Origin of the sequence: Streptomyces sp. NPDC017936 (assembly GCF_044328485.1) — a bacterium.
Taxonomy (GTDB): Bacteria; Actinomycetota; Actinomycetes; order Streptomycetales; family Streptomycetaceae; genus Streptomyces.
In genome coordinates this window covers 241,010-257,074 of record NZ_JBIRHK010000011.1, presented here as the reverse complement: position 1 = coordinate 257,074, position 16,065 = coordinate 241,010, and the positions used below count along the sequence as shown (strand labels likewise).

General features: G+C 73.8%; 18 protein-coding genes. 7 read left to right on the top strand and 11 right to left on the bottom strand.

Translation table 11 applies throughout. The features are described 5' to 3' along the window. Nucleotides 1-145: 145 nt before the first annotated feature. From ACH4F6_RS24070 to ACH4F6_RS24060, 3 genes are all read right to left on the bottom strand, one after another. Nucleotides 146-1,474, bottom strand: a complete 1,329-nt coding sequence (locus ACH4F6_RS24070; RefSeq protein WP_397962366.1) for a DUF2637 domain-containing protein — start codon at nt 1,472-1,474, stop codon at nt 146-148. 76 nt (nt 1,475-1,550) lie between these two features. Further along, nucleotides 1,551-2,471: a DUF3558 family protein gene (locus tag ACH4F6_RS24065; RefSeq protein ID WP_397962365.1), complete on the bottom strand. Its 921-nt coding sequence runs from the start codon at nt 2,469-2,471 to the stop codon at nt 1,551-1,553. Nucleotides 2,472-2,589: 118 nt separating this feature from the next. Beyond that, nucleotides 2,590-3,399 carry a DUF3558 domain-containing protein gene (locus tag ACH4F6_RS24060; RefSeq protein WP_397962364.1) on the bottom strand — a complete coding sequence of 270 codons (810 nt, stop codon included), beginning with the start codon at nt 3,397-3,399 and terminating at the stop codon, nt 2,590-2,592. Between the two features lie 209 nt (nt 3,400-3,608). Between ACH4F6_RS24060 and ACH4F6_RS24055 the strand changes: the two genes are divergently transcribed. Then, nucleotides 3,609-4,802, top strand: coding sequence for an RtcB family protein (locus ACH4F6_RS24055; protein WP_397962363.1), 1,194 nt, complete (start codon nt 3,609-3,611; stop codon nt 4,800-4,802). A 105-nt stretch (nt 4,803-4,907) separates the two neighbouring features. Here the strand turns inward: ACH4F6_RS24055 and ACH4F6_RS24050 are convergent, their stop codons facing one another. The 6 genes from ACH4F6_RS24050 to ACH4F6_RS24025 all read right to left on the bottom strand — a co-directional run bounded on the left by ACH4F6_RS24050 (nt 4,908) and on the right by ACH4F6_RS24025 (nt 9,082). Continuing rightward, entirely contained in the window at nt 4,908-5,141 is a 234-nt protein-coding gene (locus ACH4F6_RS24050; RefSeq protein WP_397962362.1) for a PEP-utilizing enzyme, read from the bottom strand. A gap of 78 nt (nt 5,142-5,219) precedes the next feature. Further along, nucleotides 5,220-5,708 carry a hypothetical protein gene (locus tag ACH4F6_RS24045; protein ID WP_397962361.1) on the bottom strand — a complete coding sequence of 163 codons (489 nt, stop codon included), beginning with the start codon at nt 5,706-5,708 and terminating at the stop codon, nt 5,220-5,222. Nucleotides 5,709-5,822: 114 nt separating this feature from the next. Next, a complete protein-coding gene (locus ACH4F6_RS24040) occupies nt 5,823-7,301 on the bottom strand; it encodes a UDP-N-acetylmuramoyl-L-alanyl-D-glutamate--2,6-diaminopimelate ligase (RefSeq protein ID WP_397962360.1) in 1,479 nt (492 codons plus the stop codon). 65 nt (nt 7,302-7,366) lie between these two features. Continuing rightward, nucleotides 7,367-7,546: a hypothetical protein gene (locus ACH4F6_RS24035; RefSeq protein WP_397962359.1), complete on the bottom strand. Its 180-nt coding sequence runs from the start codon at nt 7,544-7,546 to the stop codon at nt 7,367-7,369. A gap of 315 nt (nt 7,547-7,861) precedes the next feature. Then, on the bottom strand, nt 7,862-8,638 hold the full coding sequence (locus tag ACH4F6_RS24030; RefSeq protein WP_397962358.1) for an SDR family NAD(P)-dependent oxidoreductase: 777 nt from the start codon (nt 8,636-8,638) through the stop codon (nt 7,862-7,864). Nucleotides 8,639-8,743: 105 nt separating this feature from the next. After that, nucleotides 8,744-9,082, bottom strand: coding sequence for a YnfA family protein (locus tag ACH4F6_RS24025; protein ID WP_397962356.1), 339 nt, complete (start codon nt 9,080-9,082; stop codon nt 8,744-8,746). A gap of 170 nt (nt 9,083-9,252) precedes the next feature. Between ACH4F6_RS24025 and ACH4F6_RS24020 the strand changes: the two genes are divergently transcribed. The 3 genes from ACH4F6_RS24020 to ACH4F6_RS24010 are packed head-to-tail and all read left to right on the top strand — an operon-like array spanning nt 9,253 to nt 11,531. Then, nucleotides 9,253-9,726, top strand: coding sequence for a MarR family winged helix-turn-helix transcriptional regulator (locus tag ACH4F6_RS24020; RefSeq protein WP_397962355.1), 474 nt, complete (start codon nt 9,253-9,255; stop codon nt 9,724-9,726). 3 nt (nt 9,727-9,729) lie between these two features. Beyond that, nucleotides 9,730-10,773, top strand: coding sequence for a permease (locus tag ACH4F6_RS24015; protein WP_397962354.1), 1,044 nt, complete (start codon nt 9,730-9,732; stop codon nt 10,771-10,773). Beyond that, entirely contained in the window at nt 10,770-11,531 is a 762-nt protein-coding gene (locus ACH4F6_RS24010) for a TIGR03943 family putative permease subunit (protein ID WP_397962353.1), read from the top strand. The genes ACH4F6_RS24015 and ACH4F6_RS24010 overlap by 4 nt, the downstream gene beginning before the upstream one ends. A 35-nt stretch (nt 11,532-11,566) precedes the next feature. On the opposite strand, the gene ACH4F6_RS24005 is transcribed toward ACH4F6_RS24010, so the two are convergent. Continuing rightward, a complete protein-coding gene (locus ACH4F6_RS24005) occupies nt 11,567-11,980 on the bottom strand; it encodes a winged helix-turn-helix transcriptional regulator (RefSeq protein ID WP_397962352.1) in 414 nt (137 codons plus the stop codon). A gap of 124 nt (nt 11,981-12,104) precedes the next feature. Between ACH4F6_RS24005 and ACH4F6_RS24000 the strand changes: the two genes are divergently transcribed. Beyond that, entirely contained in the window at nt 12,105-12,995 is an 891-nt protein-coding gene (locus ACH4F6_RS24000) for an NADP-dependent oxidoreductase (protein ID WP_397962351.1), read from the top strand. A 277-nt stretch (nt 12,996-13,272) separates the two neighbouring features. On the opposite strand, the gene ACH4F6_RS23995 is transcribed toward ACH4F6_RS24000, so the two are convergent. After that, nucleotides 13,273-14,073, bottom strand: a complete 801-nt coding sequence (locus ACH4F6_RS23995) for a DUF6597 domain-containing transcriptional factor (protein WP_397962350.1) — start codon at nt 14,071-14,073, stop codon at nt 13,273-13,275. Nucleotides 14,074-14,178: 105 nt separating this feature from the next. Between ACH4F6_RS23995 and ACH4F6_RS23990 the strand changes: the two genes are divergently transcribed. Continuing rightward, nucleotides 14,179-15,264, top strand: coding sequence for an LLM class flavin-dependent oxidoreductase (locus tag ACH4F6_RS23990; protein WP_397962349.1), 1,086 nt, complete (start codon nt 14,179-14,181; stop codon nt 15,262-15,264). Then, a complete protein-coding gene (locus ACH4F6_RS23985) occupies nt 15,261-15,869 on the top strand; it encodes a CE1759 family FMN reductase (protein WP_397962348.1) in 609 nt (202 codons plus the stop codon). Before ACH4F6_RS23990 ends, ACH4F6_RS23985 begins: the two co-directional genes overlap by 4 nt. The last annotated feature ends 196 nt before the right edge of the window (nt 15,870-16,065 follow it).

Here is a 16,065-nt window from a genome sequence, read left to right as displayed (position 1 = left end):
GGGGGCGCCCCGGGGGGGGGGGGGGGGGGGGGGGGGGGGGGGGGCGCCCGGGGGGGGGGGTGGGGCCCGGCCGGGGGGGGGGGGGGGGCGCGGGGGGCCCCCCGGGGGCCCCCCCTCTCGTCGTTTCCGCAGGCCGTCCCCGCGGTCAGGCGATGTGGTCCTCCTCGAGTTCCGCGTTGTAGCGGTTCGTGAAGCGGTTGACCATGCGCTTGGCCTCGTCCGGCGGGAGCACGAGGCTGAACTCGGCCTCGACGTTCTCGCTGAACTCACGCGGGGTCGGGTAGCCGGTGCCGCCGATCGACTTCTTGAAGACCTGGTAGTAGGCCTCCTCGTCCGGCTCGGCGGGCGGGGTCCCGCCGCCCTCGCCCAGCTCACGCGTGCGGTGGGGGCCCACCGGGATGGGGAAGCTGCCGGTCTCCTCGGGAGAGGGCTCCTGCGTCGGCGGCTCCTCCTGGTACTGGTCCTGGTACTGCTCGGCCTGGAGCTGCTCCTCGTACCACTGCTGGTACTGGGCCGCGGGGTCGTACTGGGGGTTGTACCCGCCGTGGTACTCCACCTGCTGCGGGTGCCGGGCGTGCAGCCACGGGTTCACCTCCGGCTCGGGCTCCCCGAAGTCCGGCTCCTCCGCACCGGGACCGGCGGGCGGGACGGGACGCTGCTCACCGGACGGGGACGCCTGCCGCGGCACGGGCGCCGCCTCGACGGCCGGACGCGCGGCGGCCGCCGGGACGGGCTCGGCGACGGCCGTCAGCTCCTGCTGCGGAGCCGGGGGCAGCAGCGCCGGCTCGATGCCCGCCGCGGCCAGGCCGGCCGGGGCCGTCTCCGCGAGCGGCACGCCGTAGCGGGCCAGGCGCAGCGGCATCAGCGACTCCACCGGGGCCTTGCGGCGCCAGGCGCGGCCGAACCGGGACCGCAGCCGGGCCTGGTAGACGAGACGTTCCTGCTCCAGCTTGATGACCTGGTCGTAGGAGCGCAGCTCCCACAGCTTCATCCGCCGCCACAGCAGGAACGTGGGCACCGGGGAGAGCAGCCAGCGGGTGAGGCGGACGCCCTCCATGTGCTTGTCGGCCGTGATGTCGGCGATCCGGCCGATCGCGTGGCGGGCCGCCTCGACCGCGACCACGAAGAGCACCGGGATCACCGCGTGCATGCCGACGCCCAGCGGGTCCGGCCAGGCCGCGGCGCCGTTGAACGCGATCGTCGCCGCCGTCAGCAGCCACGCCGTCTGGCGCAGCAACGGGAACGGGATGCGGATCCAGGTCAGCAGCAGGTCCAGCGCGAGCAGCACGCAGATGCCCGCGTCGATGCCGACCGGGAACACGTAGGAGAAGTTCCCGAAGCCCTTCTTGATGGCCAGCTCGCGGACCGCCGCGTAGGAACCGGCGAAACCGATCCCCGCGATGACCACGGCGCCGGCCACGACCACGCCGATGAGAACGCGGTGCATCCGGGTCAGCTGTATGGGCGCGGCCACCCGCACTCCCCTCCCTTTGCGTGTTGTTGCGCGCAACAGGGTGACACACGTGTGCGGCGCACGTGTGGCCGGTCCGTCAGCTCTTCTTGACCGCGGAGGCCGACGGCGACGCGGACGGCGACCCGGAAGCGGAGGCGGAAGCGGAAGCGGACGGGGAGGCGGAAGGGGAGGCCGTCGCCGACTTGCCCGGGGACGGGGTGGTGGACGAAGTGCCGCCCGTGCCCTCGCCGTTGGCGGACCGGACCGACGCCACCGCCTCCTTCGCCGCCTTCTCCGCCGCCTTCGTCAGGGTGTCCGCGTTCGGCGTCTTCTCACCGGCCAGGCCCGCGCCGTTGTAGTCGACGGTGACGACGACGTTCTCCACGCGCGCCACCACCGTCTGCTGCTTGAAGGTGCCTTCCTTCTTCTTCAGGTCGTAGCGCACGGTCGTCGCCTGGTCACCGGTGCCCGCGAGCGCCTGCGTCCTGGTGTTCGCCGCGCCGGACACCGCCTTGGCGCCCTCGACCTGCTTGGCGTAGTACTCCTGCGCCTGCTGGTCGCCGGAGGCCGCCGTGTCCGACTCGAAGCGCAGCAGCGAGACGTTCAGCCAGCGGAACTGCGAGCCCTTCACGCCGTTGTTGTCCAGGCTGGACCAGGAGCAGGAGGACCGGGTGGCCGTGTCGCTCGACGCGCCCTTCTTGCCCTTCGTGCCCTTCGGCACCAGCTCGGTCAGCGTCTTGCCCGACAGCACCGCGCACGGCTCCGGCAGCGACGTGTACGCGGCCGCCTGCACCGTCGGCGCGGCGCTCACCGTCTCGCCGGCCTCCGCGCCGCTGCTCGCGCCGGTCTTCTGCGCGTCGTCGCCGGAGCCGGAGTCCGAGGAGCAGCCGGCGACGATCAGCATCAGGGGGAGTGCGGCTCCTGCGGCGAGGAGGCGGTTCAGTCCTCCGGCACGCTTCGTCCGCTGGTCGCGCTGGTCGTCTCGCTGGGCTCGTCGCTGCATGGTTCCTTCACTCATGACGCTCGTGGTTCCTGCGGTCGGATCGGGTCCGAGGGGCCACGGTACGCGGTGGGGAAGAGGTGCGGCGCGGCTTCGGGAGCTTCACGGACGGGGGGCCGACGGACGCGAAGTCGCCTCAGCCGGCGAGGGAGTCGGCGAGTTCGGCCGCCAGTTTCCGGGCCCTGTCCTGCAGTTCCTTGCTGTCCGGAACCACGCCGACGGTCGTCGGCTGCTCCTCGTACACGAGGGTCACGATGACGTTGGACGTGCGGAACGCCACAGTCACCGTGCGCTGTTTCGCCGTCGAACCGGCGGCGGCGAGCACGTCGTCGACGAACGCCTCGTCGCCCAGGTCGTCGAGGAGCCGGGGCTGGAGGTCGGCGGGCGTGGTGGTGGCGGAGGCGGACGGGGACGCGGCCGCGCTGGCGGCGGCGGGGGTCGCGCTCGGGGTGGGGGCGGCGCCGGTCTGCCCGCCGTCCGTCCCCGAGGCCGCGGGCAGCGGGAGGCCGGCCGCCGTGGCCTTCCCGGCGAACAGCTCCTGGGCCTGGTTGTCGTCGCTGACCGCGGTGTCGTACGACACCACGCGCTCGAAGTCGACGAAGAGGTGGTCGGTGGCGTCCGCCGACGTCACGTTCCACCGGCAGCCCGTCTTGCGGTCCGTGTCGTAGGTGAGGGTCGCCTCGCCCTCGTAGGCGGTCTCGCGCTGCTTCTCGTCGGCGATCTCGAGGAGGCCGGGGAGCAGGGAGTCGAGGGTGGAGCGGCCGACCGCGCCGCAGGCCTCCGGCAGGGTGTCGTACCGGCCGGGCTCGGCGACGGCGGTCGCCGTGCCGGCCTGGCCCGGGTTGGAGTCGTCCGTCGTGCCGCCGTCGTCCGAGCTGCCGGTGCAGCCGGCGAGCAGCACCGCGAGGAGTGCGGCGACGCCGGGTACGTACGCCTTCCGCTGCACGGTCGGCTCCTCTCGAACGGTCACGACGTGGGTGGCTGGTCGGCCCGGTGTCCCCGCTGGTTAATCGCTTGCCGGGCGGGGGCGGCCGCTGCAGACAATGTGTATCGCACGCACCACCGTGGATGCCGGTCCGCCGTCCTGTACGTCGGCCTTGGCGCCGGTTTTGCGATATCAGACTTCTGTTGGGTATTCGGGGGAACAAGGACGATATGTCGTACGTGGAGATGCCGGGCGCGAAGGTTCCCATCCGCATGTGGACCGATCCCGCGACGGTCGAGGAGGTGGCGCTGCAGCAGCTGCGCAACGTCGCCACCCTGCCGTGGATCAAGGGGCTGGCCGTCATGCCGGACGTGCACTACGGCAAGGGCGCGACGGTCGGCTCCGTCATCGCGATGCAGGGCGCGGTGTGCCCGGCGGCGGTGGGCGTGGACATCGGCTGCGGCATGTCGGCGGTGAGGACGTCCCTGACGGCGAACGACCTGCCGGGCGACCTGTCGCGGCTGCGGTCGAGGATCGAGCAGGCGATTCCGGTGGGGCGCGGGATGCACGAGGACCCCGTCGACCCCGGACGGCTGCACGGGTTCGGCGCGGGCGGCTGGGACGACTTCTGGGGGCGGTTCGACGGGGTCGCCGAAGCGGTCAGGTTCCGTCAGGAGCGCGCCGGAAAGCAGATGGGGACGCTCGGCAGCGGCAACCACTTCGTCGAGGTCTGCCTCGACACGACCGGCGCCGTCTGGCTGATGCTGCACTCCGGTTCCCGGAACATCGGCAAGGAGCTCGCCGAGTTCCACATCGGCGTGGCCCAGAGGCTCCCGCACAACCAGAACCTGGTCGACCGCGACCTCGCCGTCTTCATCGCGGAGACCCCGCAGATGGCGGCCTACCGCAACGACCTGTTCTGGGCGCAGGAGTACGCGAAGTACAACCGCTCGATCATGATGGCGCTCCTGAAGGACGTGATCCGCAAGGAGTTCAGGAAGGCGAAGCCGGCCTTCGAGCCGGAGATCAGCGCCCACCACAACTACGTGGCCGAGGAGCGCTACGAGGGGATGGACCTGCTCGTGACCCGCAAGGGCGCGATCCGGGCCGGCTCCGGCGAGTACGGGATCATCCCGGGCTCCATGGGCACGGGCTCGTACATCGTGAAGGGTCTGGGCAACGAGAAGTCCTTCAACTCCGCGTCGCACGGCGCGGGCCGGCGCATGAGCCGCAACGCGGCCAAGCGCCGCTTCTCGACGAAGGACCTGGAGGAGCAGACCCGGGGCGTGGAGTGCCGCAAGGACTCCGGCGTCGTCGACGAGATCCCCGGCGCCTACAAGCCGATCGACCAGGTCATCGACCAGCAGCGGGACTTGGTGGAGGTCGTGGCGAAGCTGAAGCAGGTCGTCTGCGTGAAGGGCTGAGAGCGCACGGGGCGGGCCCGGACCGGTCGGTCCGGGCCCGCCCCGCTTCACGGCCCCCGCGCGCCGGTCCCCGCGACCGCGGCGCGGGGGCCGGCGCGCGGGGGCCTACGGGACGGCGTGCGCCGGGCCGACGCGGCCCGCCGCGCAGTCCAGGGTGATCGTCTCCGCGCCGACGAGCCGCTCGAAGGCCGCCTCACCGCGGCCGATGGCCGCCGGTATGCCGAACTCCGCGCACCTGATCGTCATGTGCGAGGCCGCCCCGCCGTACTTGGTGACCAGGCCCGCGATCTCGTGCGAGAAGAGCCACTCGTAGCCGGGATCGGCGTTCTCGGCCAGCACGATCCGGCCCGCTCCGCGCGGACGTCTCCTCCGGCAGACCCGCGACGGCCACGGCGGGCCCGGTGGTCCGGCGCGAGGTCACGAAGTCCGGGATGCGGACCTGACTCTCGATGACCTCCACGCGCGCGGGCCGGTGATCACGTCGGGCAGGTGGACGCGCGCCTGCCGGGCGTGCCGGATCCGGTGGGCGTCGGCGATCACGCGCAGCCGGTCGACGCCCGTGCCGGTGGTCTCCCCGTCGGCCTGCGCGAGGAGGTCCTCCGCGGTGAGGAAGGACAGGTCGTCCCGGCTCAGCCCGTGCCGGGCCCCGAACGCGGCGAGGAGGTCCGGGGCGCGGCTGAGGTTCTTGGTGGACTCGAACGTGTACGGCTCGCGCAGGACGCGGGTCTCGCGCACGAAGTCCAGCAGCACGTCGGCACCGAAGTCGAAGCCGAACTCGTCGAGCTTGGCCTCGATCGCCTTCCTGGCCGTCTCCGGCAGGACGTGGGGAGCGGCGCCCGCCGTGGTCTCCCGGCCGGCGCCCTGCGCGGCCAGGTAGCGGTCGGGGGCGTCCCGGTAGGCGGGCACCGTGATGTCGTGGGTGCCGGGGGGCGGGCGGCCGGAGCCGGGCGCGGCGCCCCGTGGCGGGACGTGCGCGCTCGGCCGGTGACGTGGTGGGCGGATTCGCCCGGCCGGCGGCCCCTACCGGGACGCCGGCTCCTCGCTGAGCTCCCGCACGGTCTCCATGTCCTCGAAGGGGATCGTGCGGTCGCCGATGACCTGGTAGTGCTCGTTGCCCTTGCCGGCGACGAGCACGGTGTCGCCCTCGCGCGCGGCCAGCAGCGCCGTGCGGATGGCCTCACGACGGTCGCTGACCCGCTCGAACGGGGTGCCCGTGCCGGCGATGCCGGGCACGATGTCGTCCAGGATCTTCTCGGGGTCCTCGCTGCGCGGGTTGTCCGAGGTCAGGACGCACAGGTCCGAGTACCGCCCGGCGATCTCGCCCATGGGGGCGCGTTTGGTGGCGTCCCGGTCGCCGCCGCAGCCGAAGACGGTGATGACCCGCCCGGTGGTGAAGTCGCGGATCGTGGACAGGACGTTGTCCAGTGCGTCCGGGGAGTGCGCGTAGTCCACGATCACCGGCACCCCGGCGGGCGTCCGGTAGCTCTCGAACCTGCCCGGCGTCGGCGGCAGCGAGGCCAGCGCGGCGACGGCCGCGTCGAGGGAGTGGCCGAGGCCGTGGCAGATCGCCAGGGTGGCCAGCGCGTTGAGCGCCGCGAACCGGCCCGGCACCGGGATCGACACCGGCAGTTCCCGCCCCTCGTGGCGCAGGGTGAACCGGGTGCCCGCCGCGTCGACGACCAGGTCGTCGCCGTGGAAGTCCGCCTTCGCGTCCTCCAGGCCGAACGTGGTGACCTCGCCCGGCATCAGCTCCAGGATCTCCCGGCCCACCGGGTCGTCGGCGTTGACCACGGCACGCCGGCACAGGCCCTTGAACAGGGTCAGCTTGGCGTTCTTGTAGTTCTCCATCGTGCCGTGGTCGTCCAGGTGGTCCTGGCTGAAGTTGGTGAACACCCCCACGTCCACGAAGCAGCGGTCCACGCGGTGCAGGTGCAGGGCCATCGACGAGGCCTCGAGGACCACGGCCGAGGCGCCCCGGTCGTGCATGTGCTTCAGCAGATACTGGAGGTCGATGGCCTCCGGGGTGGTCGGCGTGGTCTTCTCCAGTGCGATCGCCTCCTCGCCGATGCGGTTGCCCGCGGTGCCGATCACGCCGACCGTCGCGTCCACCGACTGCCGCAGCACGGCCTCCAGCATGAACGCCACGGAGGTCTTGCCGTTGGTGCCGGTGATGGCCACCACGTCCATGGCCCGGCCCGGCTCCCCGAACCAGCGGGAGGCCACCACCGGAGAGGCGGCACGGGTGTCGGCCACCCGCACCACGCAGACCTCCGCCGGCACCTCGTCGACCTCCTCCTCGACCAGCACGGCCGCCGCGCCGCGGGCCACCGCCTGCGCGACGAACCGGTGCCCGTCCACGCTGAAGCCTCGCACCGCGACGAACAGCGCCCCTTCGGTCACCTTCCGGGAGTCGTGGGCGACGCCCCCGCTGATCTCCTGTCCGGCGTCGCCCTGGAGGACCTCGTGGTCGTATCCGTCCAGCAGTTCACTCAGCTTCACAGTCACTCCTCCGCCGCTGTGCGCGGCCTCGCGCATCCGGGTGGGCAGTCGTGTTCCCCGCCCGGTCATGTCTCGTCCGACAGCCACGCCTCGCCGAGCGACCCGATGTCGCCGGGCCCGATCGTCACCAGCGCGTCGCCGCCGACCTGGGCCGCTTCCTGCGCCACGTCCTGGACCCGGCGGACGCGGGCCCGTCCGGACCCGCTCTCGGGCCCGAGCGGGTCCGCGCCTCCCTGCGGGTGCACACGGGAGGGCTCGACCCGCACGGGGGCCTGCTGTGGTTCCCGCCCTTCACCACCTCGCCCGCCGAGGACCTCTGGGTGCACTACGGGTTCACCGGTACGGCGATGTGGGTGTCCCCCGAGCGGGGGCAGTGGGCCGTGCTCCTCACCGACAAGGTCTGCTTCTCGCGGGAGCGGGAGCCGCTGATGGAGGTGGGGGACGGGTTCCAGGAGATGGTGTTCGGCTGCCGGGCCGTGCCCTCCGGGACGGCACGGCCCGGAGCCGCGACGCCTCCCGGCGGCCCGCCGCCGGCCCCTTCCCCGGGCGCCGTCGCGGTGTCAGAGCTCGCGGTGGACCTTGGTGTTGGACGCCTGGGCGCGCGGGCGCAGGACCAGCAGGTCGACGTTGACGTGGCTGGGGCGGGTCACCGCCCAGGTGATCGTGTCCGCGACGTCGTCGGCGGTGAGCGGTTCGGCGACGCCCTCGTAGACCTTCGCCGCCTTGTCCCGGTCGCCGCCGAAGCGGGTCAGCGCGAACTCGTCGGTCTTGACCATGCCGGGGGCGATCTCGATGACGCGGACCGGCCGGCCGACGATCTCCAGGCGCAGGGTCTCGGCGAGGACGTGGGCGCCGTGCTTGGCGGCGACGTAGCCCGCGCCGCCCTCGTAGGTGCCGTGGCCGGCGGTGGAGGAGACGACCACGACCGTGCCGTCGCCGCTCGCGACCAGCTTGGGCAGCAGGGCCTGGGTGAGGTGCAGGGTGCCGAGGACGTTGGTCTCGTACATCGTGCGCCAGTCGGCGGGGTCACTGGTGGCCACCGGGTCCGCGCCGAGCGCGCCGCCCGCGTTGTTCACGAGCACGCCGACCGTCCTGAAGGCGGTGGCGAACTCGTCGACCGCGGCACGGTCCGTCACGTCCAGCTGGTACGCCGTCGCCGAGCCGCCCGCCGCGACGATCTCCTCGGCCAGCGCCTCGATGCGGTCCTTGCGGCGCGCGGTGAGCACCACGCGGTAGCCGGCCGCGGCGAGCTGCCGGGCGGTGGCGGCGCCGATGCCGCTGCTCGCACCGGTGACGACGGCGATGCGGGAGGCGGCGGACGGTGCGGCGGTGGCCATGGTGGCTGCTCCTCGGTTCCTCGGGCGGGGTCGAAAGCCTGCGCGGCCAGCATAGGCGGGCGGGGCCGGCGTCCGGCCGGTGATCTCGCTCCGTGGAAGGCCCGGTCAGCCGCCGCCGCGCGGGGCCCACATGATCACGGCCATGCCCGCGAGGCAGACCAGCGCGCCGGTCACGTCCCACCGGTCGGGGCGGTAACCGTCGGCGACCATGCCCCAGGCCAGGGAGCCGGCGACGAAGACACCGCCGTAGGCGGCGAGGATCCGGCCGAAGTCGGCGTCGGGCTGGAGCGTGGCGACGAAGCCGTAGGCGCCGAGGGCCAGGACGCCCGCGCCGATCCACAGCCAGCCGCGGTGCTCGCGCACGCCCTGCCAGACGAGCCAGGCGCCGCCGATCTCGAAGAGCGCGGCGACGGCGAAGAGGGCGGCGGAGCGGAGGACGAGCATGTCGGCAGCTTGGCACACGGCGCCGCGCCGCCCGGCACCCGCGTGCGCCGGTGCCGGACGCCGGGGACCGGGCTCCTTCCGGGGGGTGCGGGCGGCGGCTCGGTGGGGGGTCCGGGGCGCGGCGCGTCGTACGATCTGCGGACGGCGCTGACGAAGGGGTGGTGCGGGCGATGTCCGGGAACGTGCGGTCGCGGTTGCTGGACGAGCTGTCCACCGTCTCCCGCCGGTACGTGGCCGCGTTCGCGCTGTTCAACCAGGCCGTCGCCGACCGCCTCGGGCTGCACCCGACCGACCTGCAGTGTCTGAACCTGCTGTCGCTGGAGCGGGCTCCGGTGACGACGGGCCGGGTCGCCGAGCTGACGGGGCTGACCACCGGGTCGGCGACCCGGCTGGTGGACCGGCTGGAGAAGGCGGGGTACGTCGTGCGGGAGCGGGACGCGGCCGACCGGCGGCGGGTGCTGGTGGCGACGGTGCCGGAGCGGATCGCGGAGTTCGGGCGGACGTGGGAGCGGCTGGGCGGTGACTGGAGCCCTCTGTTCGCGGACCTGGACGACGCCGAACTCGCCGTGGTCGTGCGGCACATGAGACGGACCGTGGAGTTCAGCGGGGAGCAGGTCGCACGGTTGCGGGGAGGTCTGGTCTAGGACATGGGGACCGTTCGGGAGGCGGACGCGGGGACGCGGCCGGGGGCGGCCGGGGCGGAGTCCGCGTCCCCGGGGTCGTCGTCGGGGCGCGGGCTGCCGCGGCGGTGGCCGTTGCTGCTGGTCGGCGCCGCCGTGCTGCCCGGTGCGGTGCTGGTGGCCGTCGGGCGGTCGCTGGAGGAGCCGGCCGTCGAGGCGTGGCGGACGGTGTGGCTCGCGGTGACGGTGCAGGCGATGCCGTTCCTGCTGCTCGGCACGGCCCTGTCGGGGGCGATCAACGCGTTCGTGCCGGCGCGGGTGTTCCAGCGGCTGCTGCCGAAGCGGCCGGCGCTCGCGGTGCCGGTGGCCGGGGCGGCGGGGGTGGTGCTGCCGGGCTGCGAGTGCGCGTCGGTGCCGGTGGCGAGCAGCCTGATCGGCAGGGGGGTCACCCCGGCCGCCGCCTTCGCGTTCCTGCTGTCGGCGCCCGCCGTGAACCCGATCGTGCTGACGGCCACCGCCGTCGCGTTCCCCGGCAGCCCGGAGATGGTGCTGGCCCGGCTGCTCGCCTCGCTGGTCACCGCGGCCGTGATGGGCTGGCTGTGGCTCTGGCTGGGGCGCGCCGAGTGGCTGAAGCCGGCCGTGCGGCACACCGGGCACCGGCCGGGGCACAGCCGGTGGGCGGAGTTCCGGCGGGGTTTCCAGCACGACTTCCTGCACGCGGGCGGCTTCCTGGTGGTCGGGGCGATGGCGGCGGCGACCTTCAACGTGACGGTGCCGCGCTCGGTCGTCGACGCGTTCGCCGGGTCGGCGTGGCTGTCGGTGCTGTTCCTGGCGGCACTGGCGATCGTGCTCGCGGTGTGCTCGGAGGCCGACGCGTTCGTGGCGGCCTCGCTGAGCGGGTTCTCGCCGGTCGCGCGGCTGACGTTCATGGTGGTGGGGCCGATGGTCGACCTGAAGCTGATCGCCCTTCAGGCGGGCACCTTCGGCCGGTCCTTCGCGGTGCGCTTCTCCGCGGCGACGGCCGTGGTGGCGGTGGTGTGCAGCGTGGTGGTGGGGGGCGTGCTGCTGTGAGGCGGTTCGTGCAGGCGGGGCTGCTGGTGCTGAGCGGGCTGGGGCTGCTGCGGGCCTCGCTCGTCTCGGACCTGTACCTGCGGTACGTCAAGGAGGGCATGCGGCCGCTGCTGATCGGGTCGGGGGTGCTGCTGGTCGCGCTGGGGGCGGCGGAGGTCCGGTCGGCGTGGCGGCGGGCGGGGGCGGCCGGGGCGCCGGAGGCGGAGGCGCCGGCGGGACAGGACGGGCACGGGCACGACCACTCGGGCGTCCCCCGGGTCGCCTGGCTGCTGTTCCTGCCCGCGCTGAGCCTGCTGTTCTACGCCCCGCCCGTGCTCGGCTCGTACACGGCGTCGCGGGAGGCGCCCCAGGCGGTCGCCGTCGTCGAGGAGGACGGCTTCGATCCGCTGCCCGCGACCTCGCCGCTGCCGATCACGCTGACGGACTTCACGCAGCGGGTGCAGCAGGACACCGGGCGGGCGATCGAGGGGCGCACGGTCCGCATGACCGGGTTCGTCACGCCGGCCGGCGGCGGTGACGGCTGGTACCTGACGCGCATCCTGCTGTCGTGCTGTGCGGCGGACGCGCAGTCCGTGAAGGTGCGGGTGTACGGCGTCGAGGCGCCGGCCGCCGACAGCTGGGTGACGGTGACGGGCACCTGGCACCCGGGCGGCGCCCTGGGGACGCCCTCGGCGGCGGTGGCGCTGGACGCCCGTGCGGTGGAGAGGACCGGGCGGCCGACGAACGGCTACACGGACGCGCTGCCGATCGGCTCCTGAGCCGACGGGGCCGCGGGGCCGTGGGGGCCCGGAGGTCAGTTCCCGGCGTCCGTGTTCTGGGCGTCGTAGCGCTCGCGGGCCGCGTGGACCTCGTCGAAGTGGATCTCCGCCCAGTCCTTCACCGCGACCAGGAGCAGGGAGAGGTTCCTGCCCAGCGGGGTGAGGGCGTAGTCGACGCGGACGGGGACGGACGGGGTCACCGTGCGGGTGAGGATGCCGTCGCGCTCCAGGGTGCGCAGGGTCTGGGTGAGCATCTTGGGGCTGACGCCGGCGATCTTGCGGGCCAGGTCGCTGTAGCGCAGCGGGCCGGGGGCGAGGGCGGCGACGACCAGGCTGACCCACTTGTCGCTGATGCGGTCGAGGAGCTGGTTGGTCGGGCACGCCTTGAGGAAGGCGTCGTACTCGGCGCGCGCCTTCTCGCGCCGCTGGGCCGCGGTCATGGTCGCCATGGCTCTCCTCCGGGTGAGGTAGGCACCTCAGGGTAACTACTTCCTGTTGGATAGTAGCTCTTCCTAGGGTTGTGGCATCACATCGGTTGGTGAAGCAAACGCCCGGATTCCAGGGGGAGTTGTCATGCGTGCTGTGGTGGTGCGGTCGTTCGGCGGGCCCGAGGCCGTGGAGGTCGTGGAGGCGGAGGTGCCGGAGCCGGGAGCCCGGCAGGTGCGGATCAAGGTGGCGGCGGCCGCGCTGAACCCGGTCGACGCCGGGGTGCGGTCGGGGGTCTTCGGCGGCGCGGGCAAGCGGATCGGGCTCGGCTGGGACGTGGCCGGGACGGTGGACGCCACGGGCGTCGCCAGCGCGTGGAGCGCCGGCGACGAGGTCGTGGCCCTCGACTACGGCATGGTCAAGCCGCTCGGTACGCACGCGGAGTACGTCGTCGTCGACACGGACGCCGTGGCGAAGGCGCCGGCGACGGTGGACGCGGCGCACGCGGCGACGCTGCCGCTGAACGCGCTGACGGCGGCGCAGGCGCTGGACCTGCTGGCGGTGGAGCCGGGCCGGTCGCTGCTGGTGACGGGCGCGGCGGGGGCCGTCGGCGGGTTCGCCGTGCAGCTCGCGGCGCACCGGGGGGCGTCGGTGACCGGCCTGGGCCGGGAGGGGGACGAGGAGCTCGTGCGGTCGCTGGGGGCGTCCGGGTTCGTCTCCGGGGACGTCGGGGCGGACGGCTTCGACGCCGTGCTGGACGCCGCGGTGCTGGGGGAGCGGGCGCTGGCGTGGGTGCGGGACGGGGGCGTCTACGCGGGGGTGATCCCGCAGGCCCAGCCGGCGCCGGTGAGGGGGGTGCGCACGGAGGCGGTCGAGGTGGCCGCGGACGGGGCGCGGCTGGGTGAGCTGGTGCGGCTGGTCGACGAGGGGGTGCTGACCCTGCGGGTGGCCGAGAGGTTCCCGCTGGAGGAGGCGGCGAAGGCACACGCCCGGCTGGCGGAGGGAGGCGTCCGGGGACGGCTCGTCCTCGTGCCCTGACCCGACCGCCCGCGGGCCGGCCGCGTTCCCGTGGTGGCACGGGGGCGTGTCCCGGTCTCGTGGTGCTGCGGGGGTGTGTCCCGGTCTCGTGGTGGTGCGGGGGTGCGTGCCGGTCTCGTGGTGGCGCGGAGGTGCGTGCCGGTCTCGTGGTGGCGCGCGGGCGTGTGCCGGTTCCGTGGTGGTGCGGGACGCGTCTCCGCCGCGGCGGGGTGCTGCGTGGTCCGGTCCCGCGGCGGGGCCGGGCGCCTCCCGGCCCCGCCACGCGGCCGCGTCCGGCTCAACCCCGTGCTCGTCCGGGCGGTGCGTACGCCGTCGGCGGGACGCCGACCGTCGCCTTGAAGCCGCGGACGAGGTGGGCCTGGTCGGCGTAGCCCAGTTCGGCGGCCAGGGCGGACCAGTCGACCGTGTCCTCGGTCTCCGCCCGCTCCAGGGCCTCGTGGATGCGGTAGCGCAGGATCACCCACTTCGGGCCGACGCCCACGTACGCGGCGAACAGGCGCTGCAGCAGCCGTACCGAGACGCCCTCGGCGCGCGCCAGGTCCGCGACCCGGCGGATCGCGCGGTCGGCGCGGACGCGGTCGACCAGGGCCATCGCCAGGTCGGCCCGGGGGTCGGGGCCGGGTCCGAGACCGAGCAGGTAGGCGTCGAGGGCGGCGACGCGGGCGTCCTCGTCGTCGGGGGAGAGGACGGGCCGCGGATCGGCGTCCGGCAGCGGGACCCGGCGGCCGGTCCAGTCGCCGACCGGGTGCTCCGGCGCGAAGGGGCGGAAGCCGCCCGGGCGGAACTGGATCCCGCAGACCCGGCCCCGCCCCTCCAGTTTCCGGATGAAGAGTCCGAGGCCGATGCCGGCGAGCTCGGCGAAGGGGGCCCGGCCCTCGTGCCGCTGGAACACGATGTTGACCGACGGGTGCGGGACCACGTGGGAGGCGTACGGCCGGTCCAGGTCCCAGTCGATGAGCCAGTAGTGCTCGAGGTAGGGGCGCAGGGGCGGGGCCGGTTCGCGGCGCCGGAAGCGGACGCGCGCGAAGAGCTCCGCGGCGTCGACGATGCCTCGCGTGTCACGGCGTGGGGCGGCCATGCCGGGATCGTAGGACGGGGCACCGACAACCGGCGGAATAGAGGGAGGGGGGTGACTGTTCGAGCGTATAGTTCAACGGTCAACAACTTTGGAGGTTGAGCGACCATGCAGTTCGGGATCTTCACGGTCGGCGACGTCACGCCGGACCCGACCACGGGCCGAACGCCGACCGAGCGCGAGCGGATCAAGGCCATGGTCGCCATCGCGCTGAAGGCCGAGGAGGTCGGCCTGGACGTCTTCGCGACCGGTGAGCACCACAACCCGCCGTTCGTGCCCTCGTCCCCGACCACGATGCTCGGCTACGTGGCGGCGCGGACGGAGAAGCTGATCCTCTCCACCTCGACCACCCTGATCACCACCAACGACCCGGTGAAGATCGCCGAGGACTTCGCGATGCTCCAGCACCTGGCCGACGGGCGCGTCGACCTGATGATGGGACGCGGCAACACCGGGCCGGTCTACCCCTGGTTCGGGCAGGACATCCGGCAGGGCATCAACCTCGCCGTCGAGAACTACAACCTGCTGCACCGGCTGTGGCGGGAGGACGTCGTCGACTGGGAGGGGACGTTCCGCACGCCGTTGCAGGGCTTCACCTCGACGCCCCGCCCGATGGACGGGGTCCCGCCGTTCGTCTGGCACGGGTCGATCCGCTCGCCCGAGATCGCCGAGCAGGCCGCGTTCTACGGCGACGGCTTCTTCCACAACAACATCTTCTGGCCGGCCGACCACACCAAGCGCATGGTCGAGCTGTACCGGGCCCGCTACGCGCACTACGGGCACGGCACGCCCGAGCAGGCGATCGTGGGCCTCGGCGGCCAGGTGTTCATGCGGAAGAACTCGCAGGACGCCGTCCGTGAGTTCCGGCCGTACTTCGACAACGCGCCCGTCTACGGACACGGGCCGTCGCTGGAGGACTTCACCGAGCAGACCCCGCTGACCGTCGGCTCGCCGCAGCAGGTGATCGAGCGGACGCTGTCCTTCCGTGAGTACGCGGGCGACTACCAGCGCCAGCTGTTCCTGATGGACCACGCCGGGCTGCCCCTGAAGACCGTGCTGGAGCAGCTCGACCTGCTCGGCGAGGAGGTCGTGCCCGTGCTGCGCGAGGAGTTCGCCAAGAACCGTCCCGCGAACGTGCCGGACGCCCCTACCCACGCCACCCTCAAGGCCGCCCGGGAGGTGACCGCCGCATGAAGCTCGTCGTCGTCTCGGCGGGACTGAGCGTCCCGTCGTCCACCCGGCTGCTGGCCGACCGGCTGGCGACCGCCGTCGACCGGAGCTCCCCCGTGGAGATCCAGGTCGTGGAGCTGCGCGACCTCGCCGTGGAGATCGCGCACCACTTCACCAACGGGTTCCCCGGCAAGGCCCTGGCGGCCGCGCTCGACGCGGTCACGGCGGCGGACGGGCTGATCGTCGTCACCCCGGTGTTCGCGGCGTCGTACAGCGGGCTGTTCAAGTCCTTCTTCGACGTGCTGGAGAGGGACGCGCTGGCGGGCAAGCCGGTGCTGATCGCGGCCACCGGCGGCTCCGCCCGCCACTCGCTCGTGCTGGAGCACGCGCTGCGGCCGCTCTTCGCCCACCTGCGCGCCGTCGTCGTGCCGACCGCCGTCTACGCCGCGTCGGAGGACTGGGGCGCCGAGGGCCTGCCCGAGCGCGTCGAGCGGGCCGCGGGGGAGCTGGCCGCGCTGATGGCGGGGCTGTCGGCGGCGAAGCCGGCGAAGGACGAGCCGGCGAAGGACGCGTTCGAGGTCGTGCCGTTCGCGGAGCAGCTGACGGCGCTCTCCCGCACCGGACGGTGACCTGAGCGCGCCCGGCGGGTGCGGCGAGGCCCGGCCCGGCGGGCGGGGCGAGGCCCCGCCCGGGGCCGGAGCGCGGGTCCGGGGGCGGCGGTCCCCGGGGCGGACGCCCCGGGGCGGGTCCGTCCGGCGGGTGCGGCGAGGTCCGGTCAGGGGCGGAGGGCCGGTCCGGACCCGGCCGCCCCGACGGTGAGAGCCC